This is a genomic window from Superficieibacter sp. BNK-5 (assembly GCF_047456055.1).
Classification (GTDB): Bacteria; Pseudomonadota; Gammaproteobacteria; order Enterobacterales; family Enterobacteriaceae; genus Superficieibacter.
The window spans coordinates 464,263-490,670 of record NZ_CP179893.1 but is presented as its reverse complement, the minus strand read 5'-3'; the positions used below and the strand labels follow the sequence as shown (position 1 = coordinate 490,670).

The window sequence follows — 26,408 nt, the reverse complement described above, 5'->3', positions numbered from 1 at the left end:
GCAAAGGACAGACTCCATGATGCCGCTTTCTTCAGCGTTACAGCAGCACTGGCAGACGGTGCTTGAGCGCCTGCCGGACGATTTTCCGGTGCAAACGTCCGGCGAACAAACGCAGTTAGTGCTCACTTTCAGTGATTTTGTTCAGCAAAGCGTGGTGGCGCATCCAGAGTGGCTGGCCGCGCTGGAAAGCCATCCACCGCAGGCGGATGAGTGGCGGCATTATGCACCGTGGATACAGGACGCGCTGTCATCAGTGAACGATGAAGCGGCATTGATGCACGCGCTGCGCCTGTTCCGTCGCCATATGATGGTGCGTATTGCCTGGGCGCAGGCGCTGATGCTGGTGAGCGAACAGGAAACCCTCCAGCAGCTCAGCGCGCTGGCGGAAACGCTGATTGTCGCCGCCCGCGACTGGCTGTATACGGCCTGCTGCCGGGAGTGGGGCACGCCGTGCAATGCCCGTGGCGAAGCGCAGCCGCTGCTTATTCTCGGCATGGGCAAGCTGGGCGGCGGCGAACTGAATTTTTCCTCGGATATCGATCTGATTTTTGCCTGGCCGGAGAAGGGTACGACCCAGGGCGGGCGTCGTGAGCTGGATAACGCGCAGTTTTTCACCCGCCTCGGACAGCGGCTGATTAAAGCGCTGGATCAGCCCACCCAGGACGGCTTTGTTTATCGCGTGGACATGCGGCTGCGGCCCTTTGGCGACAGCGGCCCGCTGGTGCTGAGTTTTGCGGCGCTGGAAGATTATTATCAGGAGCAGGGCCGCGACTGGGAGCGCTATGCGATGGTCAAGGCCCGCATCATGGGCGACAACGACGGCGTTTACGCCAGCGAACTGCGCGCCATGCTGCGGCCGTTTGTCTTCCGTCGCTATATCGACTTCAGCGTTATTCAGTCTTTGCGCAATATGAAGGGCATGATTGCCCGTGAAGTCAGACGGCGCGGCCTGAAAGACAACATCAAACTCGGCGCCGGCGGCATTCGTGAAATTGAGTTTATCGTTCAGGTTTTCCAGTTAATTCGCGGCGGACGCGAGCCGTCATTGCAGCTTCGCTCGCTGCTGCCGACGCTGTCGGCGATTGCGGCATTGCATTTGCTGCCGGAAGAGGATGCCACGGCGTTACGCGAAGCGTACCTGTTTTTACGTCGGCTGGAAAACTTGCTGCAAAGTATTAACGATGAACAGACCCAGACCCTGCCGGGGGACGATCTCAACCGGGCGCGGCTGGCGTGGGGCATGCGCCTTGCCGACTGGTCAACGCTGGAAGCGACGCTGACACAGCATATGCGCCGCGTGCGCCAGGTCTTCAACGAGCTAATCGGCGATGATGATACCGACACTCAGGAAGAGCAGCTGTCGGAAAACTGGCGCGAACTGTGGCAGGATGTGTTGCAGGAAGAGGATGTCACGCCAGTGCTGGCACACCTCAGCGATGCTGACCGTCAGCGGGTAGTGGCGCTGATCGCTGATTTTCGCAAGGAGCTGGATAAGCGCACCATTGGCCCGCGTGGTCGGCAGGTGCTGGATCACCTGATGCCGCATCTGCTGGCCGATGTCTGCTCCCGCGACGACGCGCCGATCCCACTGTCACGGTTAATGCCGCTGCTCACCGGGATTGTGACCCGCACCACCTATCTCGAACTTCTGAGCGAGTTTCCCGGCGCGCTCAAACATCTGATTACCCTTTGTGCCGCCTCACCGATGGTGGCCAGCCAGCTGGCACGTTATCCGCTGCTGCTCGATGAACTACTCGATCCCAATACGCTTTATCAGCCGACCGCGACGGATGCTTATCGTGATGAGCTGCGCCAGTATCTGTTGCGGGTGCCGGAAGAGGACGAGGAGCAACAGCTTGAAGCGCTGCGTCAGTTTAAGCAGGCGCAGTTGCTGCGTATTGCGGCGGCGGACATCGCCGGTACGCTGCCAGTGATGAAAGTGAGCGATCACTTAACCTGGCTGGCGGAGGCAATGATTGACGCCGTGGTTCAGCAGGCGTGGACGCAAATGGTCGCCCGTTACGGGCAACCCGCTCATCTTCGCGAGCGTGAAGGCCGTGGATTTGCTGTCATTGGCTACGGCAAGCTCGGCGGCTGGGAGCTAGGCTACAGTTCCGATCTCGATCTGGTCTTTCTGCATGATTGTCCGATTGACGTCATGACCGACGGTGAACGCGAGATCGACGGTCGACAGTTCTATCTGCGGCTGGCCCAGCGCATTATGCATCTGTTCAGTACCCGCACCTCCTCCGGCATTCTGTATGAGGTGGATGCGCGTCTGCGGCCTTCCGGCGCGGCAGGTATGCTGGTGACTACCGCCGAAGCCTTTGCTGATTATCAGAAAAACGAGGCGTGGACCTGGGAGCATCAGGCGCTGGTCCGCGCCCGTGCGGTGTATGGCGATCCGCAGCTTAACCAACAGTTTGACGCTATCCGCCGCGAGATTTTGAGCGCGCCGCGCGAGGGCGAAAAACTGCAAACTGACGTGCGCGAGATGCGTGAGAAAATGCGCGCCCACCTCGGCAATAAACACCGCGACCGTTTTGATATCAAAACCGACGCGGGCGGCATCACCGATATTGAGTTCATCGCGCAGTACCTGGTGCTGCACTATGCGCATCAAAAACCGAAGCTGACCCGCTGGTCAGATAACGTGCGCATCCTGGAGTTGCTGGCGCAAAACGACATTATGGATGAGCAGGAAGCGCAGGCGCTGACGCAGGCCTATACCACCTTGCGCGACGAGCTACACCACCTCGCGCTTCAGGAGCAGGCGGGGCATTTGCCGCCGGATGCCTTTATGGCAGAACGTGCTCAGGTCAGCGCCAGCTGGCAGAAGTGGCTGGTGGAGCCGTGCACATCAGAACAGGTGTGATATTATCGCGCGCAACAAAACGTATGACTGATGAATCTCTCAGGAGACAGGAATGAAAGTAACGCTGCCAGAATTTACTCGCGCAGACGTCATGGTGGTCGGTGACGTGATGCTGGATCGCTACTGGTACGGGCCAACCAGCCGTATTTCACCGGAAGCGCCGGTGCCGGTCGTGAAAGTGGATACCATTGAGGAGCGTCCTGGCGGCGCGGCGAACGTGGCAATGAACATTGCCTCGCTGGGGGCAGCGTCACGGCTGGTCGGTCTGACCGGGATCGACGACGCCGCACGTGCGTTGAGTAAATCACTGGCTGACGTTAACGTGAAGTGTGATTTTGTTTCCGTCCCGACGCATCCGACCATCACCAAACTGCGCGTGCTGTCGCGCAATCAGCAATTAATCCGCCTCGATTTTGAAGAAGGCTTCGCTGGTGTCGATCCGCAGCCGATGCACGACCGCATCCAGCAAGCGCTGAAGCATGTGGGCGCGCTGGTGCTCTCTGATTATGCAAAGGGCGCGTTAGCGAGCGTTCAGCAAATGATCGCCCTGGCACGGCAGGCGAACGTTCCGGTGCTGATCGACCCGAAAGGCACTGAATTTGAGCGCTACCGTGGCGCGACGCTACTCACGCCTAACCTTTCTGAGTTTGAAGCGGTGGCGGGGAAATGCCAGAGCGAAGAGGAACTGGTTGAACGCGGCATGAAGATTATTGCTGATTTCGACCTCAGCGCACTGCTGGTCACGCGCTCCGAACAAGGGATGACGCTGCTGCAACCGGGTAAAGCGCCGCTGCATATGCCGACCCAGGCGCAGGAAGTCTATGACGTCACCGGCGCAGGCGACACGGTGATCGGCGTGCTGGCGGCAACGCTGGCGGCGGGAAATTCGCTGGAGGAAGCCTGCTACTTCGCCAATGCGGCGGCTGGTGTGGTGGTCGGCAAGCTCGGCACCTCTACGGTTTCTCCCATTGAACTGGAAAACGCGGTGCGCGGCCGTTCGGAAACCGGCTTTGGCGTGATGGACGAAGCGGAGTTACAGGAAGCGGTCGCGGCGGCGCGCAAGCGCGGCGAGAAAGTAGTGATGACTAACGGCGTATTCGATATTCTGCACGCGGGTCACGTCTCCTACCTCGCCAACGCCCGCAAACTGGGCGATCGTCTGATTGTCGCGGTCAACAGCGACGCCTCCACCAAACGGCTGAAGGGCGACTCTCGTCCGGTCAACCCGCTGGAACAGCGGATGATCGTGCTGGGCGCGCTGGAAGCGGTGGACTGGGTGGTTTCTTTTGAAGAAGACACGCCGCAGCGCCTGATTGCCGGGATCCTGCCGGATCTGCTGGTGAAAGGCGGCGACTACAAGCCGGAAGATATCGCCGGCAGCAAAGAAGTGTGGGCCAACGGCGGCGAGGTGCTGGTGCTTAACTTCGAAGACGGCTGCTCGACGACCAATATCATTCGCAAGATCCAGAAAGACAGCCACCAGTAGGCGCAATTCCCCGGTGGCGCTGCGCTTATCGGGGCTACAGATTACATCAAACGTAGGCCGGATAAGCGCAGCGCCATCCGGCATTATTTTCTTCCCGCATAAACAATCGCGCACTTTTTACCCACTCAGATCAATTTTGTTTCACTCTCTCCTGCACCTTTCAAAATTTGACCTACGCTTAAAAAAAATCATGGGAGATGCGGTAGAAATGAACGAACAGGACTTGTACTCGGTACAGAACTTTGACTTTCTGGCGCGGAGTTTTGCCAGGATGCAAAGGGAAGGACGCCAGATTGATATCAGTAACGTCACCGGCAATATGGATGAAGAACAGCGTAGCTGGTTCTGCCAGCGCTACGAGTTTTATCAACGCCAAACGGTATGCGAATAAACAGAATGGCCCGCTAAATACGGGCCATTTTTTTGGCAGTTATTCCTGCGGATCGACCGGGGGAATCGCCGGAGCCGGTTTCACTTCCGTCGGCACGTTCTGCGAACGGCTCTCCAGCTCGCTCAGGCGTTGCTCAAGCAGCGCCAGCTTCTCACGGGTACGCAGCAGTACCTGCGTTTGTACGTCAAACTCTTCACGACTGATCAAATCCAGACGGGTCAGCTGCGACTGAAGCACCTGACGGATTTTCTTCTCTACATCGTCCCCGAAGTCCCGGATCCCCTTCGGCATCGATTCATGGACCTGGCGGGCGATTTGTTCAATTTTTTTCGGGTCAATCATTGTCGTTTCCTGATCTGATAGGCTCTGCAATCATTGTAGTTTGAGAAAGCCACTCTATAAACAATTGTTTGAAGTGAATGGATTGCCCAAAGTGGTTAACAGCGTTATAGTTGCCGTGCTTATTCTCAGGGCGGGGTGTAATTCCCCACCGGCGGTAAATCGACGCTTGTCGAAAGCCCGCGAGCGCTTCTGGCTTTGCCGGAAGGTCAGCAGATCCGGTGTAATTCCGGGGCCGACGGTTAAAGTCCGGATGGGAGAGAGTAACGATCCAACAGGCCCGGCCTGCGCACGTTATTTTTTTGACTCCTAAGACTGCCCTGATTCTGGTAACCATAATGTTAATGAGGTTTTTTTACCATGAATCAGACTCTTTTTTCTTCTTTTGGTAATGCGTTTGAGCGTGTAGAACAGGCTGTTGCTGCGCTGCGCGAAGGCCGTGGTGTGATGGTGCTGGACGACGAAAGTCGTGAAAACGAAGGTGATATGATCTTCGCGGCAGAGACCATGACCACCGAACAGATGGCGCTGACCATTCGTCACGGTAGCGGCATTGTGTGCCTGTGCATTACCGAAGATCGTCGTCAGCAGCTTGACCTGCCAATGATGGTTGAAAACAACACCAGCGCCTACGGCACCGGTTTCACCGTCACCATCGAAGCCGCTGAAGGCGTTACCACCGGCGTTTCTGCCGCCGACCGTATTACCACCGTCCGTGCTGCGATTGCCGATAACGCAACCCCTTCCGACCTGAACCGACCGGGCCATGTGTTCCCGCTGCGCGCGCAACCGGGCGGCGTGCTGACCCGCGGTGGTCATACCGAAGCAACGATCGATCTGGTGTCTTTAGCGGGCTTTAAGCCGACAGGCGTATTGTGCGAGTTAACCAATGATGATGGGTCAATGGCGCGCGCGCCGGAATGCATCAAATTTGCGCGCGAGCATAATATGGCCGTCGTCACCATTGAAGATTTAGTGGCGTATCGTCAGGAACACGAGAAAAAAGCCAGCTAAGATCGGCAACCCTGCCCGGTGGCGCTGCGCTTACCGGGCCTGTGGTTTGAGACGTGGCAGTTGTAGCTACCGTCTTGAACGTCAAGCGGTAGCTGCATAATTTTCATCCCAGGGAAGCCGCGTTTTTAACACGCCGAAGCACAGATGCACCTGTTTGCGCATGACGGCCCCCAGCGCGGCTTTCTTTGCCTTGCCCTTCGCGACCAGCCTTTCATAGACAGCCTTTGCCTGCCTGTTCCAGCGGCTCGCGCTCAGGGCTGCCACGTACAGCTTAGCCCGCACACCTGATGGTCCTGTTTTTGACATATGTGGTCTGCCACGTACTGAGCTTCCCGATGTTTTCTCTACCGGGTTGAGCCCCAGATACGCCGCTACCTGTGAGGCGCTTTTGAACGTTCCGTCTTTCAGCAGTGCCAGCATTTCCCGCCCGACCTGATCTTTCACACCCTTGATCGATTTCAGTAAATCAAGATCGGCCTTCAGCCCCGGATCGTTATCCGTATGATCGGTTATGAGCTTTTCTATCCGGGCCAGTTCGTCATTCAGCCAGCTTTTCGTCCGCTCCAGTGAAAGGATGACTTCCCGTGGTGTGGATGTGGAAGTCGCTTTTTCCAGCCGGTTCACCGTACGCTGCACATCCTCTCTCAGGGCATTCCGCTGCCGCAGCAGAGCCCTCAGTTTGCGCACTTCGGGTGAAGGCGGAACCCAGATATTCGGGTGTTTCAGCGCGCCATAACAGGCCAGTACGAATGCATCGACAGCATCATTCTTGTTGAGGATATCCATCCCGCAGGCAAATTCGCGGACACGATGTGGGTTGGCCATGCAGACCCTGACGCCAGCCTCATGGAGGCCATACGCCAGATTTTCATGATAGATACCCGTCGCTTCCAGCACGACCGTCACGCTTCCCGGAACGCATTTTTGTGCGTTCAGCCAGTCGACAACCCTGCGGGCCACGGCGGGTTCATTGTTCAGAACCTTGTGCTTTTTTTTGCCGCCGGGGCCGGCAACAAGCAGACAAAGATCGATTTTATTTTTACTGACATCAATACCGAGAGTACACACAGAACACCTCCTTTCACCTGAGCCAACACGCCATTCCAGCCTTGTACATACGAAGTCAGTGCTTCTGGTTACCGTACGGATTTTGAGTGACGTGAAAGGTGAAACGGGAGGCTTAAGCTACATCGGAAGATCGGTGTCTTCAGGCCGGATACAAGCTTCTCCCGTTTCAGATAGCTGACAGCTAATCAGCTATCTGTTCAGGATACAAGGCCGGATAAGGCGAAGCCGCCATCCGGCATTACCGGACACGGTACTTCCCGGCGATAACATCCCTCAACCGAACCCAATTGTTTGCAGCAGCACCAGACTTAACCCCATCACTGACATCCCGCACAGCACGCCATAGCTCGGATTATTATGCGGGTCGATTTCCTTCGCCAGCGGCATCAATTCGTCCACTGACAACGCCACCATGATCCCTGCCACAGCAGCCATAATCGCCGCCATCACTATTGGCGACATCATGCTGCCAAGGATCAGCCATGCCAGCACCCCGCCAAGGATTTCCGCAAGACCCGAAATGCCCGCCCAGAAAACGGCTTTCCCCCGCGAACCTGTCGCGGCGTATACCGGACCGGCAACCGCCAGACCTTCCGGAATATTATGTAGCGCGACGGCCAGCGCGATGCCAAAGCCCAGCTCCAGATTGTTGCTCGCCGTAACATAGGTGGCGATACCTTCCGGGAAGTTGTGCAGGCTGATGCCCAGCGTCAGCAAAATCGCGGTGCGGCGGATTTTTCGTGTAGGGGGGAGCGCACTGTCCTGCATCAAATCCTGCGGATGGGAGTGGGGAAGGAGGCGATCCAGCCCGTAGTAACCCAGCAGACCGGCGATAAACATGCCGTAGCCCAGCACCGGTGGCATATTTTCAGTTGCCAGAGCCGCTGGCAGCATTTCCATCAGCGAAATAAGCAGCATGATCCCGGCGGCAAAGCCGAGCGAAAATGCCAGTAAGCGGTTAGAAGGCTTCTGGCCCAGTACGCCGAGGATCGCACCGATAAAGGTGGCTGCGCCGGCAAGCACGGTCAGAATTAAAGGTACTGACATTGGCTACTCCTTTTGATAATGATTCTCATTCATGATAGAGGCATCTTCCATAATGTTCGAGAGGGTATGCCCGGCCTTTAATAATCCTTACATTCAAAATTTCTGACGATCATCATCATGGTTATCTGAGTTCATGAGATGTAAAAAGAGCGTAGTGTGATGTTATCAAATTATACTCTTTGTAAGGATATCATCATGTCCCGTTCCCGTATGCCAGCACTTTTTTTAGGCCATGGTAGCCCGATGAATGTGCTGGAAGATAATCGCTATACACGTACCTGGCAGCAACTGGGTGAAACCTTACCGCGTCCCAAAGCCATCGTCGTGATCTCCGCCCACTGGTTCACGCGCGGCACGGGCGTGACGGCGATGGAAACGCCGAAAACCATTCATGATTTCGGCGGGTTCCCGCAGGCGCTGTACGATACGCACTATCCGGCACCCGGCTCGCCAGAACTGGCCGAGCGGCTGGTTGAATTACTCTCGCCGGTGCCGGTTACACTGGATCGAGAAGCGTGGGGGTTTGACCACGGCTCGTGGGGCGTGCTGATCAAGATGTACCCTGAGGCGGATATCCCGATGGTGCAGCTCAGCGTCGACAGCACTAAACCGGCGGCCTGGCATCTTGAGATTGGCCGTAAGCTGGCGGCGTTACGTGACGAAGGCATCATGCTGGTCGCCAGCGGCAACGTGGTGCATAACTTGCGTACCGTACGCTGGCATGGCGAAAACACCCCGTATCCGTGGGCGACATCGTTTAATGAATATGTGAAGGCGAATCTGACGTGGAAGGGCGCGGCGGAAGATCATCCGCTGGTTAACTATCTGGATCATGAAGGCGGCGCGTTGTCGAACCCGACGGCGGATCACTTCCTGCCGCTGCTGTACATTCTGGGCGCGTGGGATGGCGAGGAACCGGTGACCATCCCGGTGGACGGAATTGAAATGGGCAGTTTGAGTATGTTGTCGGTGCTGGTGGGATAACCGGACGGGTGTAGAGTTGATGGGAGGATACATGGAGCAGAGGTGGTACTTCCGTTCACCTCAATTTCCCGGGATCAACTGAATTACCGCGTCGGTGAACGTGCCAGGGCTCCCGGCCCGTAAATCGCCGCTTCGCGGTTCCCTCGTCTTATTCCTTCCGGCTTCGGGTCGGGCGCGAGCTTTACATCCTGTAAAGCACACGCCCTCGACGCGCGTCGCCCCGGCCTCCAGGAAACGACTCGGCGATTTACAGCCGGACACAACCCGCGCTGTACTATCCCGGTCTGGCATTACTCTGTTATTTACTGTAAGAACGCTATTCTAAGAACTCACTCCACAAAAATATGCGGATAGAACCGTGACAGATCCTGCGTAATCAGCGCGCGATCCTCCCGAATCCCAATCCCCGCAGGCTGGTCGTTAATCAGCCAGCTGCCGATCAACACATAACTGTCACCAAATTTTGGCAGCGGATAAAACTGCTGGACGATCATGCCTTCTTCGCCATACGGTCCTTCGACCTCTTCAATGGTCTTACCGTTTTCCACAATCGAAACGTTAGCCCCTTCACGTGAAAAAATCGGCTTAACGACGAATTTGTCCATCGGCGGATGATCGTCTTCCGCAAAGTACGCAGGCAGCAGGTTCGGGTGATCCGGGAACATTTCCCAGAGCATCGGTAGTAGCGCTTTGTTGGAGATAATGCTTTTCCACGCGGGTTCCAGCCAGCGCACGCCGGCATCTTCCAGCTTGGTGGAAAACACCTCGCGCAGCATATATTCCCACGGATAAAGCTTGAACAAATTCGCAATGACCTGATCCTGCAAATCGCTAAACTGGCCTTTTTCACCAAGCCCAATGTCTTCGATATACAGAAATTCCGTGGCGACGCCCGCTTCGGCGGCGCAATCCTGGAGATATTGTACCGTGCCGCGATCTTCAACCGTATCGCGACAGCAGGTCAGATGCAGAAGCTGGAAGCCATGCTGCTCGCGCAGTTCGGCAAAACGTTCAATGATCTTTTCCTGCAGACTATTGAACTGGTCACTCCCCTGCGGCAGATTGCCCGCATTCAGTTGATCCTCCAGCCACAGCCACTGAAAAAACGCCGCTTCATACAGCGAGGTGGGCGTATCGGCGTTATTCTCCAGCAGTTTGGGTTCGCCAGTGCCGTCCCATGCCAGATCGAGGCGCGAGTAGAGCGAAGGCTGATGGGTTTGCCACGACTGGCGGACAAAGCTCCAGGTATGCTTCGGGATACGGAATTTGGTCATTAACGCATCGCTGGCGATGACCTTATCGACCACTTTCAGGCACAGCTGATGCAGTTCTGCCGTAACCTCTTCCAGTTTGTCGACCTGTGCCAGCGTCAGTTTGTAGTAAGCGTCTTCACACCAGTACGGTTCGCCATACATGGTGTGAAAATTAAACCCGTATTCGGTGGCCTTTTCTCGCCAGTCCGGGCGTTCGGTAATGCTGATCCTTTCCATGCCGATCAGCCGCCCATTGAGCGGGAAGAACTGCCCGACGCGCTACTACGCTGCATCGCGGACTGCTTCGCTACCGACTCACCAAAGCCGCCGCGAGTAATCGTTGAGGTGGTCGCCGGTTTCGGAGCCATTGCGGTTTTCGGCACGTTCATCGTGCGACCCGGCTGGGCGGCACCGTAATTTTTACCGCTGGCATCGGTGTATTGACCGTAGGCCGGGCTGGCCGGGTTACGCGAGCTAAACAGCGGCTGCTGGGCAAAACCGGCACCGCCGCCCATCAGGCGGCCCATCATATAACCCGCCATCAGCGGCATCCAGAAACCGCCGCTGGACTGCGTCTGCGCCTGGTTTTCCGGTGCCATACCCGCCTGCGCCGGAGCCTGCTGGCACTGGCCTTCACCGAATTCAGCAACGCAGTCTTCCCGCGTAGCGTATTTCGGCGCGGTCCGTTCGGCTTCTTTCAGCGCGTTGTTATAGGCGGTGGTACATTCTGCGCTCTTACCAGGATTAGCCGAAGAACAGTCGTCGGCGTTGAGATAAGTCGATACCGTTTCGTCGCTTTTCTCACAGCCCGCCAGCATAAATACGGCGCTTACGGCAAAGGCGACAGGGGTAAGATGGCGCGCGCTCCAGCTTTTGCGGAACGTGGCGTGATTAATTGTTTTTGTCCGTTTCATAGTTGTCTTCCAGACCCAGAGGTAATGCGTGATGAATACTGCTCAGGATAGAGGATGGGGGGTTGAAAATGAAGCGGGAAGGGGATCTTTACGTTGCCTTACGTTCAGGCAGGGACTGGCGTCCCCGCCTGGCGGGGTTGCTTAACGGCGAGCGGAAGCAGGCTGAACTGCCGTACCAGAATAGCCGTCCGCACTGGCTGCCTGCGAGGCATCTTCCGGTGCTACGCTTTCCGGCGTGGTCGGCACGGTTTTACCCAGTGCGCTGTTCAGCGAAGCCAGATCCTGCTCATTCAGTGTGCCGAGGGCATTTTTGATATTAAGCTGATTGATCAGGTAGTTATAGCGAGCGCTGGAGAGCTGCTGCTTGGCGTTATATAGCGTGGTAGTCGCGTCCAGCACATCGACGATAGTACGCGTACCAACGGAATAACCGGCTTCTGACGCATCCAGAGAGCTTTGCGCAGAGACAACCGCCTGCTTATACGCATTAATACTACTGATTGACGCATTAATGTTGTTATAAGAGGAACGCACGTTCTGCACGACGCTACGGTGCGCGCTTTCAAGCTGCTCGCTGGAGCCGACGAAGTTATACTGCGCCTGTTTCACCTGAGAGTTGACCATCCCGCCCTGATAAATCGGCAGCGAGAAGTTCAGACCGACCTGATTCTGGCCTGCATTGTTATCATCGTATTGAGAGCCGGTCGCGCCACGGGTTTTGGAACCGCTATACGAGGTATCGGAAACCCCCGTTGAGGCGGTTAAACCCAGCGTTGGCAGATGGCCATCCTGCGCCTGACGAATTTGTTCGCGCGCCAGATCCTGATTCAGACGCGCCTGCAACAGCGTCAGGTTGCGGTTTTCAGCTTCTTTCAGCAGACTATTTACCGCCTGCGGACGTGCCGTTTTGAAGTTATCGACATTAAGCGATGCCAGTTCAGGGTAGTAATTACCGGTCACCTGGCGCAGGGATTCTACTGCGTTATCCAGATTATTACGGGCAGTGACTTCATTTGCCAGCACGGTATCGTACTGTGAACGGGCGTTCTGCACGTCGGTAATCGCCACCAGCCCGACGTTAAAACGCTGGGTGGTCTGGTCTAACTGACGATAGATGGCCTGTTTCTGCGCTTCAGTATAGGAAAGCGCATCAATGGCGCTTAATACGTTAAAATAGGCGGTAGCCGTATTCAGGATCAGCGTTTGCTGATCGGCCTGCCAGGTCACATCCTGAATACCGGCTGATTTTTCTTGCAGCGTCAGGGCGCGCCATTTCGACATATCAAAAATGGTCTGCGTTAATTGCAGAGAGGCGCTTTTTGAAGTGGTATCCAGGCCATTACTATCGCGAAAACCATTGCTGTAGTTATAATCTGCACCCAGACCAAGCTGAGGCAGCAAAGGGCTACGCGCTTCGTTGATTTTTTCGAATGCCGCATCGCGATCGGCTGCTGACTTACGCAGGTCCGGGTTGCTTAAACGCGCCTGCTGATAAACCTGCAACAGGTTTTCTGCCTGGCTCACTGCGCTGAAGCCGGTCAGGCTCAGGCCGATAAGGATGGGGAGCAATTTCTTCATTTGCATTCCTTGTTGAGAAGCATTTTTAGCGCTAAACAAATTCAAAAAATAATCGCCGATTGTAGCAGAATCTGCCAGTCTCAAAGGTTGGCGTTATGTGCCATCCGACATTAATGGGCACCAATCTACCATAGAGTTTGTGAAACCGTAGTTAAACTGGCGAGAAATCCATAATTTCATCACTATTGTCACCCGGAGATAATCATGACCAGACAAAATGGACTGGCGGTAACTTACACAAAAAATGATATAGAAATTATTGCACGCGAAACACTGTATAGCGGTTTTTTTTCGCTCGATTTATACCGCTTTCGCCATCGTCTGTTTAACGGGGAAATGAGCGGTGAAGTGCGGCGTGAAATTTTTGAACGCGGCCACGCTGCCGTCTTGCTACCCTTTGACCCGGTGCGCGACGAAGTGGTATTGGTGGAGCAGATCCGTATCGCCGCTTACGACAGCAGCGAAAGCCCGTGGTTGTTAGAACTGGTCGCCGGAATGATTGAAGAAGGCGAGAGCGTAGAACAGGTTGCACGCCGCGAAGCAGTCGAAGAAGCTGGTCTCGACGTGGGTCGGGTGAAAAAATTTATGAGCTATCTGGCAAGTCCGGGTGGCACCAGCGAGCGCCTCTCCTTAATGGTGGGGGAAGTGGACGCCACGACGGCGGAAGGGATTCACGGTCTGGCTGATGAAAACGAAGATATTCGGGTTCATGTGGTAAGTCGGGAGCAGGCTTATCAGTGGGTTGAAGAGGGGAAAATCGACAACGCAGCGTCAGTCATCGCCCTGCAATGGCTACAACTGCACTATCAAGAGTTAATGAATGAGTGGAAAAAATGAAGCGTTATACACCTGATTTCCCCGAAATGATGCGTCTGTGCGAAACCAATTTCGCCCAGCTCCGCCGCCTGTTGCCGCGTAACGATGCGCCGGGCGAAACCGCAAGTTATCAGGTGGCCAACGCGCAGTACCGGTTAACGATACAGGAATCTACCCGCTACACTACGCTGGTAGAAATTGAACAAACCGCGCCCGCCGTCAGTTACTGGAGCCTGCCATCCATGTCGGTTCGACTGTATCATGACGCTATGGTCGCGGAAGTGTGTTCAACTCAGCAGATCTTTCGTTTCAAAGCGCGGTATGATTATCCGAATAAAAAGTTGCATCAACGCGACGAAAAGCATCAAATTAATCAGTTTTTAGCCGACTGGCTACGATATTGTTTAGCACATGGAGCGATGGCGATTCCGGTTTTATAGCGTCGTTAAACCTAAGGACACCATTTGGAAAGCCTGTTAACGCTTCCTTTGGCTGGTGGGGCCAAAGTGAAGATACTGCAAATCACTGATACTCACCTGTTTGCCCAAAAACACGAGACGCTACTGGGTGTGAATACCTGGGAAAGCTATCAGGCGGTCCTGGCCGCCATTCATGCTGAAAAGCGTGAATGCGATCTCATTGTGGCGACAGGGGATTTAGCTCAGGATCAGTCTGCTGCGGCCTATCAGCATTTCGCTGAGGGTATCGCAGGCTTTGCCGCACCCTGCGTCTGGCTGCCGGGAAATCATGACTTTCAGCCCGCCATGTACAGCGCGCTTCAGGACGCGGGAATTTCCCCGGCAAAGCGGGTATGGGTGGGCGACCACTGGCAAATTCTGCTGCTCGATAGCCAGGTGTTCGGCGTGCCGCACGGCGAGCTGAGCGAATTCCAGCTTGAGTGGCTGGAGCGCAAACTGGCGGAATCCACCGATCGGCATACGCTTTTGCTGCTTCATCATCATCCGCTACCGGCGGGATGTGGCTGGCTCGATCAGCACAGTCTGCGCAACGCGCAGGAGCTGGATAACGTGCTGGCGCGTTTTCCCCGCGTGAAGCACATGTTGTGCGGGCACATTCATCAGGAGCTGGACCTCGACTGGAACGGTCGCCGCATGATGGCAACACCTTCTACCTGCGTTCAGTTTAAGCCGCATTGCGCCAACTTTACGCTGGACACCATTGCTCCCGGCTGGCGCTGGCTGGAGTTACATGACGATGGCACTCTGATAACGGAAGTCTGCCGTTTACAGAGCACGCAATTTAGCCCGGACACCGGTTCAGAAGGATATTGATGTCTACGCTTCTTTATCTGCACGGCTTTAATAGCTCGCCGCGTTCGGCGAAGGCCACCGCGTTGCGGGAGTGGCTAACGGTACACTATCCTGAGATCCGGATGGTGACACCACAGTTGCCCGTTTTCCCGGCACAGGCCGCAGAACTGCTGGAGTCGCTGGTGCTGGAGCTGGGGGGGCAACCGCTGGGTATTGTCGGCTCGTCACTCGGGGGATATTACGCCACCTGGCTGTCGCAGTGCTTTATGTTACCGGCAGTGGTCGTCAATCCGGCCGTGCGTCCTTTTGAACTGCTGGCGGATTATCTTGGGCATAACGAGAATCCCTACACAGGCCAGCAATATGTGCTAGAGTCTCGCCATATTTACGATCTCAAAGTGATGCAAATCGACCCGCTGGAAGCGCCGGATCTTATCTGGTTATTACAGCAGACCGGGGACGAGGTGCTTGATTACCGTCAGGCGGTGGATTATTTTGACGCCTGCCGCCAGACCGTCGAAGAGGGCGGCAATCACGCATTTGTTGGCTTTGACGATCATTTCTCACAGATTATCGATTTTCTGGGCCTGCGCTAAGCAGCCAGAACGACTTACGAAAACACCATGACGCAATCATATAACGCTGATGCCATTGAGGTACTCACCGGGCTTGAGCCGGTTCGCCGCCGTCCGGGAATGTATACCGACACCACTCGCCCTAACCACATGGGCCAGGAAGTCATTGATAACAGTGTCGATGAAGCACTGGCGGGCCACGCGAAGCGCGTGGACGTCATTCTGCACGCCGATCAGTCGCTGGAAGTCATTGACGATGGCCGCGGTATGCCGGTGGATATTCACCCGGAAGAGGGTGTCCCGGCGGTTGAACTGATCCTCTGTCGTCTGCATGCGGGCGGCAAGTTCTCCAATAAAAACTACCAGTTCTCCGGTGGTCTTCACGGGGTGGGGATTTCCGTTGTCAACGCCCTGTCGAAGCGCGTGGAAGTGACGGTTCGTCGTGACGGTCAGATTTACCAGATCGCGTTTGAAAACGGCGACAAGGTGGAAGAGTTAAAGGTGGTCGGCACCTGCGGAAAACGTAATACCGGCACCAGCGTTCATTTCTGGCCGGATGAAAGCTTTTTCGACAGCCCACGCTTCTCTGTCTCGCGCATGACGCACCTGCTGAAGGCCAAAGCGGTGCTTTGCCCCGGTGTGGAAATCACCTTCAAAGATAACGTCAACAACACCGAACAGCGCTGGTGCTATGAGGATGGTCTCAACGACTATCTCAGCGAGGCGGTAAACGGTCTGCCGGTGCTGCCGGAAAAACCGTTTGTCGGCAATCTGGCGGGCGACACCGAAGCCGTCGAATGGGCGCTGTTATGGCTGCCGGAAGGCGGCGAGCTGCTGACCGAGAGCTACGTTAACCTGATCCCGACCATGCAGGGCGGCACCCACGTTAACGGTCTGCGTCAGGGGCTACTGGATGCGATGCGCGAATTCTGCGAATACCGCAATATTCTGCCGCGTGGCGTGAAGCTTTCCGCAGAAGATATCTGGGACCGTTGCGCCTACGTGCTGTCGGTCAAAATGCAGGACCCGCAGTTTGCCGGGCAGACGAAAGAGCGACTTTCGTCTCGTCAGTGCGCGGCGTTTGTCTCTGGCGTGGTGAAAGACGCTTTCAGCCTGTGGCTAAACCAGAACGTACAGGCCGCAGAAATGCTGGCTGAAATGGCGATTTCCAGCGCTCAGCGTCGCCTGCGTGCGGCGAAAAAAGTGGTACGTAAGAAATTGACCAGCGGTCCGGCGCTGCCGGGGAAACTGGCGGACTGCACCGCGCAGGATCTCAACCGCACCGAGCTGTTTCTGGTGGAAGGGGATTCCGCAGGCGGCTCGGCCAAGCAGGCGCGTGACCGTGAATATCAGGCGATCATGCCGCTGAAAGGCAAGATCCTGAATACCTGGGAAGTGTCCTCCGACGAAGTGCTGGCTTCGCAGGAAGTACATGATATTTCGGTGGCCATCGGTATCGATCCGGACAGTGAAGATCTCAGCCAGCTGCGCTACGGCAAAATCTGCATTCTCGCGGATGCGGACTCCGACGGACTGCACATCGCCACGCTGCTGTGCGCGCTGTTTGTGAAGCATTTCCGCACCCTGGTGAAACACGGCCACGTTCACGTTGCGCTGCCGCCGCTGTATCGTATCGATCTCGGTAAAGAGGTGTACTACGCGCTGACGGAAGAGGAAAAAACCGGCGTGCTGGAGCAGCTTAAACGCAAGAAAGGCAAGCCGAACGTTCAGCGTTTTAAAGGCCTGGGCGAAATGAACCCGATGCAGCTACGCGAAACGACGCTCGATCCGAACACCCGTCGCCTGGTGCAGCTGACCATCAGCGACGAAGACGACCAGCGCACCAACGCGATGATGGATATGCTGCTCGCCAAAAAACGCTCTGAAGACCGCCGTAACTGGTTGCAGGAGAAAGGCGACCTGGCAGAGATTGACGGCTAATTCACCGGTGGCTTTTCCGGTACTGCAAGGGGGTCTCACCGATCCCCTTTTTAAACGATGTTATAAACCAGGTGACATCGGAAAAGCCGACCTGACAGGCGATCTCGCCGATGCTCAATGTGCTGTGTAAAAGCAGCTCGCAGGCCTTGCGCAGGCGGATGGTATTAAGATAGTCGTGAATATTCTCCCCCGTTTCCAGATGAAAGCGGCGGGAGACGTAGCTGCGTGACTTTTGCAGATCCTGCGCCAGCCTCTCCAGACTAAACTTATGCCGATAATTCTCTTCCAGCCAGAACATTACCTCACTGGCAATCCCCCGATGGCTCTCCGGCATCTTCTCCCGATCCTGCGGCAGCATACTGAATAACATGATCAGCAGACAGGCGACATTTTCCGTATTCAAACCGGTCTCAGCCGCCCTCTGCGCGTAGCGGCTAAACAGAGCATCAAGATGCGAATGTATTTCGCTGAGATCGGCAACAAACGCCTGGCCGCCGCGCGCGGAGAGCGCCAGCAGCCAGCTCTGGTTTTGTGGGAAGTCGCGCAGCGTTTTGGCAATGACATGTTGATCGACATGAATGATGGTCCGGCGATAGCTGTCCTGCGCCTGTTCGTCTACCATCACTTTATGAATGGTAAACGGTGGAAAGAAAAACATTCGCCCCGGCCGCATGGTGTACTGGCGGTTATTGACCATCACCACGCCGAAACCCTCCTCCACATACAACACTTCCAGACACTGATGCCAGTGATGGTAGCGAACGGTATTCGCAAAAAGGCGGCTAAACGAAACGACAGTATCGTTCAGCGCAATCAGCTCCAGACGTTCGGCATTCCAGTTTTCACTCATGTGCAACCAAATTAAATTTTCACGACCTGTAATTCATAAATAAACCACTATTTTAAATTTTCTCAATAGGTGGTTCAGTTAAATAATCCAGTTGTGACGTGGGTAACATTTCTGAGAGGTCGCGATTCTCTATGCTTTAGCCACTTTCGTAGAGGACAAACCAATGGCTACGGCGAAAAAAGAAAAATCAATATCGTTGTCTTCACGCGACGACGTTATCGCGGCACTGGTCTCGATGCTTGATGCGCTGGATAAGCAATTTCCTGCCGACAGCGCGCAGTTTCCGCTGGGCAATACCTGCGCGCATTACGACGTAGGGATCGCCAATATGGAAGGCCTGTCACGTGCGTTATGGGGGCTTTTCCCGCTGCTGGCAGGTGGTGTCGAAACGGCGTTGAGCCGGAAATATTTAGATGCCATCCGGCTGGGCACCGATCCAGAAAGTGCAGACTACTGGGGCGAAACCGGGCCTTACGATCAGCGGCTGGTGGAGATGGCGGCCTATGGTCTGGGGCTGGCTTTGCTACAGGATAAGCTCACCGACGCCTTTAGCGAGCGCGAACTGCGCAATCTGCATCGCTGGCTGGATCAAATCACCGATGCTGAAATGCCGGACAGCAACTGGAATTATTTCGCCATCATTGTGCAACTGGGCTTTAAGCGCGCCGGGCTGCCGTGGGATCAACAGGCGGTTGAGCGCCGCTTTAACCAGATGGAAGCCTACTATCTTGGCGACGGCTGGTACTCAGACGGTCCCGGCAGACCGAAAGATTATTACATCTCGATGGCGTTTCATTTTTACGGCCTGATTTACGCCACCCTGAATGCGGAAGACGATCCCGAACGCGCCGCCGTATTGCGCGAGCGCTCATGTCGGTTTGCCGAAGATTTTATCTATATGTCAGCCGCAGATGGCGCGTCTGTGCCTTTTGGCCGCAGCCTGACCTACCGTTTTGCGATGGTCGCCTTCTGGAGCGCGGCGGCGTTTGCCGGGCTGGATGTGCTCACGCCGGGCGAAATCAAAGGCGTGATCCTGCGCCATCTGCGCTGGTGGCTGGAAAAGCCGATTTTTGACCGCGACGGCATTCTGACGCTGGGGTTCGCTTATCCCAACCTGGCGATGTGCGAAGACTATAACTCGCCCGGCTCGCCGTACTGGGCGCTGAAGGTTTTCCTTATTCTTGCGTTGCCTGCGGAGCATCCATTCTGGCAGGCGGAGGAGAAAGCGCTGCCGGAGCTGGCTGAGACCCGCGCTATTGCGCATGCCCAGCAGATCCTGATGCATAGTGAGGCATCGCAGCATGTGGTCATGCTGACTTCCGGGCAACTGGAACTGAACAACTACGTTAATACCGAAGCGAAATACACCAAATTCGCCTACTCCAGCCGCTTCGGTTTCACTATCGAGCGCGGACGCTACGGAATAAAACACGCCGCCTGCGACAATATGCTGCTGCTCAGTGAGAACGACGATTACTTCCGCGGCCGCCGTGGCTGTGAGGCGGTACAGGTGCATGCGGACTTTATCTTCTCGCGCTGGTCTGCGTGGAACGATGTTCATATCGACAGTTGGCTTATCCCCTGCGGCGAGTGGCACCTGCGCGTGCATCGGATCGACAGTGCCCGTCGGTTAACCTGCGTGGAAGGGGGCTTTGCGGTAATGAAAGCGACGCCGCGACTTACAGATGACGGCTGTTTGGTTCAGGCGGCGAACGGTGCCAGCACCATCCGCTGTCTTGCAGCGCAAGGAAAACGTCAGGCGGATTGCATTATTACCCCCCCGAACAGCAGCGTGATGTTCGCCGAATGCGCCGCCATTCCGGTGTTGCGCGGCGAGGTTCCGGTGGGCGTGAGCTGGCTCTATGGTGCGGTGGCGGCCAGCGGCGACAGCCGTAAAACCTTTGCGCAGGTGCCGGACCTGACGATCGACAACCGGAAGATGATCGCCACCGATCCGGCAAGCGGGAAGCGGGTCGCCATACCGCTGTGAGCCCGGCGATGTCCTGCCCGGTGGCGCTGCGCTTACCGGGCCTACGCTGGAGAACGGCCTGGACGTTTTTGTAGGTCGGATAAGGCGAAGCCGCCATCCGACAAGAATACGACGCTGTGGTCAATGATGAGTTACGCGCCCCCATTCCTGGGGTGAGGGTGGCCTGACCCGGCAAAAAACCAACACATTGACTTTACTATCTACTCTATTTTCGTCGAGGAAAGTATGGAAAATACGCCAACGAAAAACAGAGCTGAATATTATAAAATCAGCTCCTTTATCTTTCTCTATTTTTTTACCTGGTCTGCAAGTATTGGTTTGCTGGCCATCTGGCTGGGGCAAAAAGCAAATTTAAGCGGCACTGAAATCGGTACTGTCTTTGCGGTTAATGGTATCTTCTCGGTGATCCTGAAGCCTGTCTACGGCTATATTCTCGATAAAATCGGCATGAGTAAATATCTGCTCTATTTTGTCGTCATGATGTCAGCATTAATGGCCCCGTTCTTTATTTATGTTTACCAGCCGCTATTAATCTCAAATACGCTGGCAGGCATTATTGTCGGGGCGATTTACCTGAGCTTCGCCTGGTATGCTGGCGTTGCCGCCTGCGAATCTTACTCCGACCGCTTCAGTCGTCTGAACGGCATGGAATTCGGTCAAATTCGTATGTGGGGATCGCTCGGCTGGGCGGTGGCATCCTCGTTCTCCGGACTGCTGTTTAATCTCTCGCCGGCGTATAACTTTATCCTCGGCAGCGTGGCATCGATCATTATGCTGATCGTCTTAATCAGCCTGAAGGTCAACGTGAATTCGGCGCAGGCAGGGGAAGTCCTGGCGAAACAAAAAATTGTGCCGGCTGATGTCTGGCAACTGCTGAAAAGCCGCAAATTCTGGGCCTTTTGCCTGTATGTCGCAGGCGTCGCGTGGATGATGTTTATCGCCGAGCAACAATTCTCGCGCTATTTCGTCACCTTCTTTGATGACGTTCATCAGGGCAACGCTATTTTCGGCTACCTCGGTACGGTGCAGTCCGGCATGGAGTTCATCATGTATATGGTGATCCCGTTCTTCGTCAATGCTGTCGGTGCGAAGCGCGGCCTGCTGCTGGTGGGGGCACTGGTGGGTGCGCGTCTGATTATTTCCGGACTATGTGATTCTCACCTGCTGATTTCTATTCTCAAACCGCTTTACGGTCTGGAGATTTGCCTGCTGCTGGTCTCGGTATTTAAATATATCGCCGAGCATTTCGATAAGCGCGTTAACGCGACCATGTATTTACTCGGCTATCAGGCAATGCTGTATGTCGGTAATGTCGTGGTCTCTTCTCCGGCGGGCATATTGTATGACCGCATTGGCTTCGAGCACACCTATATCATTATGGGAGCTACGGCGCTGTTCTTTACGTTTATTTCTGCTTTCACGCTTTCCGCCTGCCAGGCGCGGGGGCGAGCAAAATATGATGTCGCTGAAAATAGCACTGTTAAATAAGGAACCGAAATATGTTAAATCACATCGCCGAGGAAAGATTACGTGAATGTCCGGATGCGCCATTAGATCCGCAGGCGCTGAAAGATCAATTAAACTCAGCACGTCATCACACCCTTGAACTGATTCGCCGTCATTTAACGGAATTCGGTGAAAAATTTCCGGCAGAAGCCTGCGTTAATGGAAAATATCCGCTAACGGATAACGTGGAGTGGACCACGAGCTTCTGGACCGGACAGCTTTGGCTTGCATGGGAAATGAGCGGTGAGGATGCGTTTCGTCAGATGGCCGAGAAGCACGTGCGCTCTTTTGGCGTGCGTATTGCCAGCCGCCACGATACCAATACACATGACCTGGGCTTTCTATACACGCTCTCCTGTATGGCAGCCTGGCGGCTGACCGGCAATCGGGAGGCCCGCGGCTTTGCGTTACAGGCGGCAGAGGCGTTGCTGGAGCGCTTTCATGCAAAGGCGCATATCATTCAGGCGTGGGGCGATCTTAAGGATCCTGAGCAGGCGGGACGGATGATTATCGACTGCAATATGAACCTGCCGCTGCTGTACTGGGCGACTGAGCAGACCGGCGATCCGCGCTATGCCGAGGCGGCGAAAGCACACGTGATGCAGGCGGCCAACTACCTGATCCGCCCGGATGCTTCTACTTTTCACACTTACTATATGGATGTTGTTACCGGCGAAGCGCGCTATGGCAATACGCAGCAGGGTTATGCGGATGACTCCTGCTGGTCGCGCGGCCAGGCGTGGGGAATTTACGGCTTCCTGCTGAGTTATCTGTATACCGGCGATAAAACCATGGTGGCGCTGTCGAAGCGGCTGGCGAACTATTTCCTCAACCGCCTGCCGGACGACGGCGTGTGCCACTGGGATCTGGCGCTGGTCGGCACCGATGCGCTGCGCGACTCCTCCTCGGCGGCGATTGCGGTGTGTGGGCTACTGGAGCTGGTGAAACAGTTGCCGGTAACCGATCCGGATCGCGAAACGTATCAGCAGTGGGCGCTGAAAATCTTCTCTTCGCTGACGGAAAACTACCTCACCGGGCTGAATGAGCCGGGGAACGGCCTGCTGAAGCATTCGGTTTATCATCTTGCCAGTGATAAAGGCGTGGACGAGTGCTGTAGCTGGGGGGATTATTTTTACGTGGAGGCGCTGGTCAGGATCACGCAAAGCTGGAAGTTGTACTGGTGAGGCCATGCCCGGTGGCGCTGCGCTTACCGGGCCTACGGTAAGCTGGTGGGGTCATGCCCGGTGGCGCTGCGCTTACCGGGCCTACGGTATAGAGCATGGCAGTTATCGTAGGCCGGGCAAACGCAGTGCCGCCCGGCAAACGAGGCAGAGCGCCGGATTAAACCCCTTGCTCCAGAATACGTATATGGGTCTCCAGGACGCTGCCTTTCACCGCCTCGCCGTGCGCTTTCATGTGCGGCGTTTGCAGGTGTGCTTCAAGGTGGGCCACGCTTTCCCACTGCTCCAGCATGATGATGGAATCCGGGGCCGTGGTCTGGAAACTGACACCTGCCGCATGATCCACCAGCGGCGTATAGCCGTGACAACCCTCTTCCTGAAGAACGAGAGGAATGGTTTTGGCAAACTGGTCCAGCACTGCCTGACGATGATGCTGGCCTGGACGGGTACGAATTTCAGCAATGACTGTCAACATGATTTACTCAACTCCTTGTGCAATTAATCCCCACATTTAACCAAAAATCGCCGCCAGATGCTTGCGATATTCTGCGATATCGCGCGGAACATCAGGAAGTTTGATCACGTCGTTGGCAATAAAGGTTGGCAGCGGTTTGAGGGCCAGGAACTGATTGGCTTTATGGAACGGCAGGTATACGCCGTCCACGCCGACGCCATGGAAAAACTGCTCTTTATCGGTAAAGGCGTCCATCGGCGCGTTCCAGGTCAGGGAAAGCATATATTTTTTACCGTGCAGCAGGCCGCCGGAGCCATATTTTTTACTGGCGTCGGAACGGGTGCGCCCGTCGCTGGCGTACAGCGAGCCGTGACCTTCGGTGAACACATCATCAATGTACTTTTTCACGGTCCACGGCGCGCCCATCCACCAGCCCGGCATTTGCCAGATAATCGTGTCGGCCCACAGGAAATTCTGCACTTCCTCTTTCACGTCGTAGTCGCTCTCCGCACGCACAACGCGGACCTGATGACCGGCATCGCGCAGGTAACTTTGCGCGACATCCGTCATCGTATCGTTAAGCTGGCCGTTGGAGTGAGCGAACTTTTTCGCACCGTTAATAATCAGAATGTTGCTCATTATAGGTTCCTGATGAATTGCATTTGCCCGCTATAGTACGTCAGCGCATAAAACGATGAAATTAGCAAAATGTGCAAAGACTTTTGCTTTTAACGCAATAATCAGATCACCAGCGTACCTGCACCTCAAACCCGCCGCCGGGCGCGTGGTCGAAAGACACCGACATCTGATGCAGCGCCGCGATGCGCTGAACAATCGACAGCCCCAGCCCGCTCCCCGGCTCATCCTGACCGGGCGGGCGGTAAAAACGCTCGCCAAGGCGCGCAAGCGTGTGGTTATCAACGCCGGGGCCGTTATCCCGCACCATAAAGCACTGGCTATCCAGGGTGATAGTGACGCGGCTACCCGGCGGACTATAGCGCACGGCGTTATCAAGCAGGTTGCGGACCAGCAGGCTCAGCAGCAGCGGCTGTCCGGTATGCGTGACGTTTTCTGCGTTATGTTGCAGACCGACTTCTACGCCCGCCTGATGCGCGGGATGATAAATATCCATTACCGCCGATTGCAGCAAATCTGCCAGCGCAATCGGCTGCACGTCGTCAAGATTGTCCAGCGAATCCAGTCTTGAGAGGGTAAGTAGCTGATCGACCAGGCGGGTGGCGCGGTCGATCCCCGCATGCAGCTGCGCCAGCGCTTTTTCCCGCGCCTGCGGATCGTCCATCGAAAGCTGGGCCACCTCCGTCTGGACCTTCAGCGCGGTCAACGGGCTGCGCAGTTCGTGTGCCGCATCAGAAGTGAACTGACGCTCACGGGTCATCATCTCGTGCGTGCGATAAAACAGATGATTCAGCGCATCCACCAGCGGGCGAACTTCGCTGGGAACGCCTTTGGTGCTCAGGGTGTCCGCCGTTTCCGGCGCGCGGCGGCGCAGGGTATGGGTTAATTTCCTCAGCGGAGCCAGTTCGCGGTTCAGGAGCACGATTAACAGCAATAGCATCAGCGGCAGGGCAATCAGCCACGGGGTAAGCTGCGAGGTAATAATCTTCAGCGCCATCTCCTCACGATATTCCCACTCCTGACCCACCACGATGCGATAGCGGTTATCCGGCGTCGTCAGCCACAGAAAGCGCCATTTGTCATCGTCGGTATTAAGATAGCCATCCTCAAAACCGTCCTGATGATAATTAAACGGAATATCGCGGCCGTTTTCGCCATCATGCAGTACCATCACGCCGTCGGGCGTATAGATTGTGAAGGCCATCACGTCATCATCATAATGACCGTTTTTAACCCTTCTTGAGGGGATCAGCGGCGGTTGCGGCGAGCGGATCTCGTTAAAATCCATCGCGCTGATGCGCCGGGCAAACTGTAACTGCTGGGTATCAAACAGGGTATTAAGCTGCTTAGTGGTTTGATGCCAGGCGACCAGACTGGCACAAAACCAGGCGGTTAGCGCCAGCAGTAAAAAAAGCAGGGTTAGCCTGAGGCCCAGGCTCAGGCGTCGGGTAAACATCATGCGTCACCTAGCGTATAGCCAATGCCGTGAACAGTACGGATAAACTCGCTGCCGATCTTACGCCGCAAATGATGGACATGCACCTCAACGGCATTGCTCGACACTTCGTCATCCCAGGAATAAAGCTTCTCCTCAATCAGCTTGCGCGGCAGCACGCGTCCAACATTGCGCATCAACAGTTCAAGCAGCGCAAACTCTTTGGGCTTCAGGGACAACGGCTCCCCGGCCAGCGTTGCCATCAGACTGCCGGGATCGAGCGTCACCTGACCGTGGCTCAGCTCGCTGCGGGATTTGCCGTGAGCGCGGCGGATCAGCGCTTCAAGGCGGGCGGCAACCTCAATTAAAGCGAAGGGTTTACACAGATAATCATCTGCGCCAAGCCGCAGCCCCTCGACGCGCTGCGTCAGGGCATCGCGCGCGGTAAGGATGAGTACCGGTTCGTCATGCAGCTTCTCACGCCACTCGCGCAGAATATCCAGCCCGTCCATACCGGGCAGGGTGAGATCGAGGATCACCGCATCGTAAGGTGCACTGTACAGCGCCGCTCGCCCCTCTTCGCCCTGGGTAAACCAGTCAAGGCTAAATCCCATTTTCGCCAGCCCGGCTTTTAAGCCATCGCCGATCAGCTTGTCATCTTCTATCAGCAAAATACGCATCAGACTCTCCGTGTTAATCCATCCACCCGCTTTGACCTTCTCACACTGAACGTGTTGCGGAGAATTATATTTCGTCCGCTTAAGAAGTTGTTAAGCATTACACTGTTTAATGAAGATGAAATAA

24 protein-coding genes and 1 riboswitch are annotated in these 26,408 nt (G+C 55.5%); of the genes, 13 read left to right on the top strand and 11 right to left on the bottom strand.

Going from position 1 to position 26,408, the window contains the following annotated elements:
- Positions 1–16: 16 nt before the first annotated feature.
- The 3 genes from glnE to glgS all read left to right on the top strand — a co-directional run bounded on the left by glnE (position 17) and on the right by glgS (position 4,752).
- Complete coding sequence (glnE, locus tag ACMGGS_RS02330) at positions 17–2,875, top strand: bifunctional [glutamate--ammonia ligase]-adenylyl-L-tyrosine phosphorylase/[glutamate--ammonia-ligase] adenylyltransferase (protein WP_414164889.1); 2,859 nt, start codon at positions 17–19, stop codon at positions 2,873–2,875.
- Between the two features lie 52 nt (positions 2,876–2,927).
- Positions 2,928–4,361, top strand: a complete 1,434-nt coding sequence (gene hldE, locus ACMGGS_RS02325; RefSeq protein WP_414164888.1) for a bifunctional D-glycero-beta-D-manno-heptose-7-phosphate kinase/D-glycero-beta-D-manno-heptose 1-phosphate adenylyltransferase HldE — start codon at positions 2,928–2,930, stop codon at positions 4,359–4,361.
- 208 nt (positions 4,362–4,569) lie between these two features.
- Positions 4,570–4,752 carry a cell surface composition regulator GlgS gene (gene glgS, locus ACMGGS_RS02320; RefSeq protein ID WP_176918600.1) on the top strand — a complete coding sequence of 61 codons (183 nt, stop codon included), beginning with the start codon at positions 4,570–4,572 and terminating at the stop codon, positions 4,750–4,752.
- Between the two features lie 39 nt (positions 4,753–4,791).
- Here glgS and ubiK read toward each other — a convergent pair whose 3' ends face one another.
- Entirely contained in the window at positions 4,792–5,094 is a 303-nt protein-coding gene (ubiK, locus tag ACMGGS_RS02315) for a ubiquinone biosynthesis accessory factor UbiK (RefSeq protein ID WP_414164887.1), read from the bottom strand.
- Between the two features lie 117 nt (positions 5,095–5,211).
- Positions 5,212–5,360: riboswitch (FMN riboswitch) on the top strand.
- A gap of 91 nt (positions 5,361–5,451) precedes the next feature.
- Here ubiK and ribB point away from each other — a divergent pair.
- Positions 5,452–6,105 carry a 3,4-dihydroxy-2-butanone-4-phosphate synthase gene (gene ribB, locus ACMGGS_RS02310; protein WP_414164886.1) on the top strand — a complete coding sequence of 218 codons (654 nt, stop codon included), beginning with the start codon at positions 5,452–5,454 and terminating at the stop codon, positions 6,103–6,105.
- Between the two features lie 81 nt (positions 6,106–6,186).
- On the opposite strand, the gene ACMGGS_RS02305 is transcribed toward ribB, so the two are convergent.
- Positions 6,187–7,173, bottom strand: a complete 987-nt coding sequence (locus tag ACMGGS_RS02305) for an IS110 family transposase (RefSeq protein ID WP_414164885.1) — start codon at positions 7,171–7,173, stop codon at positions 6,187–6,189.
- Positions 7,174–7,446: 273 nt separating this feature from the next.
- A complete protein-coding gene (gene zupT, locus ACMGGS_RS02300; RefSeq protein WP_414164884.1) occupies positions 7,447–8,220 on the bottom strand; it encodes a zinc transporter ZupT in 774 nt (257 codons plus the stop codon).
- 195 nt (positions 8,221–8,415) lie between these two features.
- On the opposite strand from zupT, the gene ygiD reads away from it, so the two are divergent.
- Positions 8,416–9,204: a 4,5-DOPA dioxygenase extradiol gene (gene ygiD, locus ACMGGS_RS02295; RefSeq protein WP_414164883.1), complete on the top strand. Its 789-nt coding sequence runs from the start codon at positions 8,416–8,418 to the stop codon at positions 9,202–9,204.
- Between the two features lie 329 nt (positions 9,205–9,533).
- Here the strand turns inward: ygiD and ACMGGS_RS02290 are convergent, their stop codons facing one another.
- The 3 genes from ACMGGS_RS02290 to tolC all read right to left on the bottom strand — a co-directional run bounded on the left by ACMGGS_RS02290 (position 9,534) and on the right by tolC (position 12,949).
- Positions 9,534–10,694, bottom strand: coding sequence for a glutathionylspermidine synthase family protein (locus ACMGGS_RS02290; protein WP_414164882.1), 1,161 nt, complete (start codon positions 10,692–10,694; stop codon positions 9,534–9,536).
- A 5-nt stretch (positions 10,695–10,699) separates the two neighbouring features.
- Complete coding sequence (locus tag ACMGGS_RS02285) at positions 10,700–11,371, bottom strand: DUF1190 family protein (protein WP_176918435.1); 672 nt, start codon at positions 11,369–11,371, stop codon at positions 10,700–10,702.
- Between the two features lie 141 nt (positions 11,372–11,512).
- Complete coding sequence (gene tolC, locus ACMGGS_RS02280) at positions 11,513–12,949, bottom strand: outer membrane channel protein TolC (protein ID WP_414164881.1); 1,437 nt, start codon at positions 12,947–12,949, stop codon at positions 11,513–11,515.
- Positions 12,950–13,153: 204 nt separating this feature from the next.
- On the opposite strand from tolC, the gene nudF reads away from it, so the two are divergent.
- The 5 genes from nudF to parE are packed head-to-tail and all read left to right on the top strand — an operon-like array spanning position 13,154 to position 17,552.
- Complete coding sequence (gene nudF, locus ACMGGS_RS02275; protein ID WP_414164880.1) at positions 13,154–13,786, top strand: ADP-ribose diphosphatase; 633 nt, start codon at positions 13,154–13,156, stop codon at positions 13,784–13,786.
- A complete protein-coding gene (locus tag ACMGGS_RS02270) occupies positions 13,783–14,205 on the top strand; it encodes a DUF1249 family protein (protein WP_176918438.1) in 423 nt (140 codons plus the stop codon). The genes nudF and ACMGGS_RS02270 overlap by 4 nt, the downstream gene beginning before the upstream one ends.
- Positions 14,206–14,229: 24 nt before the next feature.
- Positions 14,230–15,057, top strand: coding sequence for a 3',5'-cyclic-AMP phosphodiesterase (cpdA, locus tag ACMGGS_RS02265; protein WP_414164879.1), 828 nt, complete (start codon positions 14,230–14,232; stop codon positions 15,055–15,057).
- Positions 15,057–15,632, top strand: coding sequence for an esterase YqiA (gene yqiA / locus ACMGGS_RS02260; RefSeq protein WP_176918440.1), 576 nt, complete (start codon positions 15,057–15,059; stop codon positions 15,630–15,632). Before cpdA ends, yqiA begins: the two co-directional genes overlap by 1 nt.
- 27 nt (positions 15,633–15,659) lie before the next feature.
- Entirely contained in the window at positions 15,660–17,552 is a 1,893-nt protein-coding gene (gene parE / locus ACMGGS_RS02255; RefSeq protein ID WP_414164878.1) for a DNA topoisomerase IV subunit B, read from the top strand.
- 1 nt (position 17,553) lies between these two features.
- Here parE and ACMGGS_RS02250 read toward each other — a convergent pair whose 3' ends face one another.
- Complete coding sequence (locus ACMGGS_RS02250) at positions 17,554–18,402, bottom strand: AraC family transcriptional regulator (protein WP_414164877.1); 849 nt, start codon at positions 18,400–18,402, stop codon at positions 17,554–17,556.
- 163 nt (positions 18,403–18,565) lie between these two features.
- Here ACMGGS_RS02250 and ACMGGS_RS02245 point away from each other — a divergent pair, with 163 nt between their 5' ends.
- The 3 genes from ACMGGS_RS02245 (at position 18,566) to ACMGGS_RS02235 (ending at position 23,082) form a co-directional block, all read left to right on the top strand.
- Positions 18,566–20,392 (top strand): DUF2264 domain-containing protein, encoded by a 1,827-nt coding sequence (locus ACMGGS_RS02245; RefSeq protein ID WP_414164876.1) that lies wholly within the window; start codon positions 18,566–18,568, stop codon positions 20,390–20,392.
- 225 nt (positions 20,393–20,617) lie between these two features.
- On the top strand, positions 20,618–21,880 hold the full coding sequence (locus ACMGGS_RS02240) for an oligosaccharide MFS transporter (RefSeq protein WP_414164875.1): 1,263 nt from the start codon (positions 20,618–20,620) through the stop codon (positions 21,878–21,880).
- 11 nt (positions 21,881–21,891) lie between these two features.
- Complete coding sequence (locus tag ACMGGS_RS02235) at positions 21,892–23,082, top strand: glycoside hydrolase family 88 protein (RefSeq protein WP_414164874.1); 1,191 nt, start codon at positions 21,892–21,894, stop codon at positions 23,080–23,082.
- Positions 23,083–23,239: 157 nt separating this feature from the next.
- Here ACMGGS_RS02235 and ACMGGS_RS02230 read toward each other — a convergent pair whose 3' ends face one another.
- The 4 genes from ACMGGS_RS02230 to qseB form a co-directional block, all read right to left on the bottom strand.
- A complete protein-coding gene (locus ACMGGS_RS02230) occupies positions 23,240–23,554 on the bottom strand; it encodes a putative quinol monooxygenase (RefSeq protein ID WP_176918446.1) in 315 nt (104 codons plus the stop codon).
- Positions 23,555–23,590: 36 nt separating this feature from the next.
- On the bottom strand, positions 23,591–24,172 hold the full coding sequence (locus tag ACMGGS_RS02225) for an NAD(P)H-dependent oxidoreductase (RefSeq protein WP_414164873.1): 582 nt from the start codon (positions 24,170–24,172) through the stop codon (positions 23,591–23,593).
- Between the two features lie 106 nt (positions 24,173–24,278).
- The gene (gene qseC / locus ACMGGS_RS02220) at positions 24,279–25,628 is read right to left on the bottom strand and encodes a quorum sensing histidine kinase QseC (protein WP_414164872.1); all 1,350 of its coding nucleotides are present in this window, start codon (positions 25,626–25,628) and stop codon (positions 24,279–24,281) included.
- Positions 25,625–26,284, bottom strand: a complete 660-nt coding sequence (gene qseB / locus ACMGGS_RS02215; RefSeq protein WP_414164871.1) for a quorum sensing response regulator transcription factor QseB — start codon at positions 26,282–26,284, stop codon at positions 25,625–25,627. The genes qseC and qseB overlap by 4 nt, the downstream gene beginning before the upstream one ends.
- Positions 26,285–26,408: the final 124 nt, after the last annotated feature.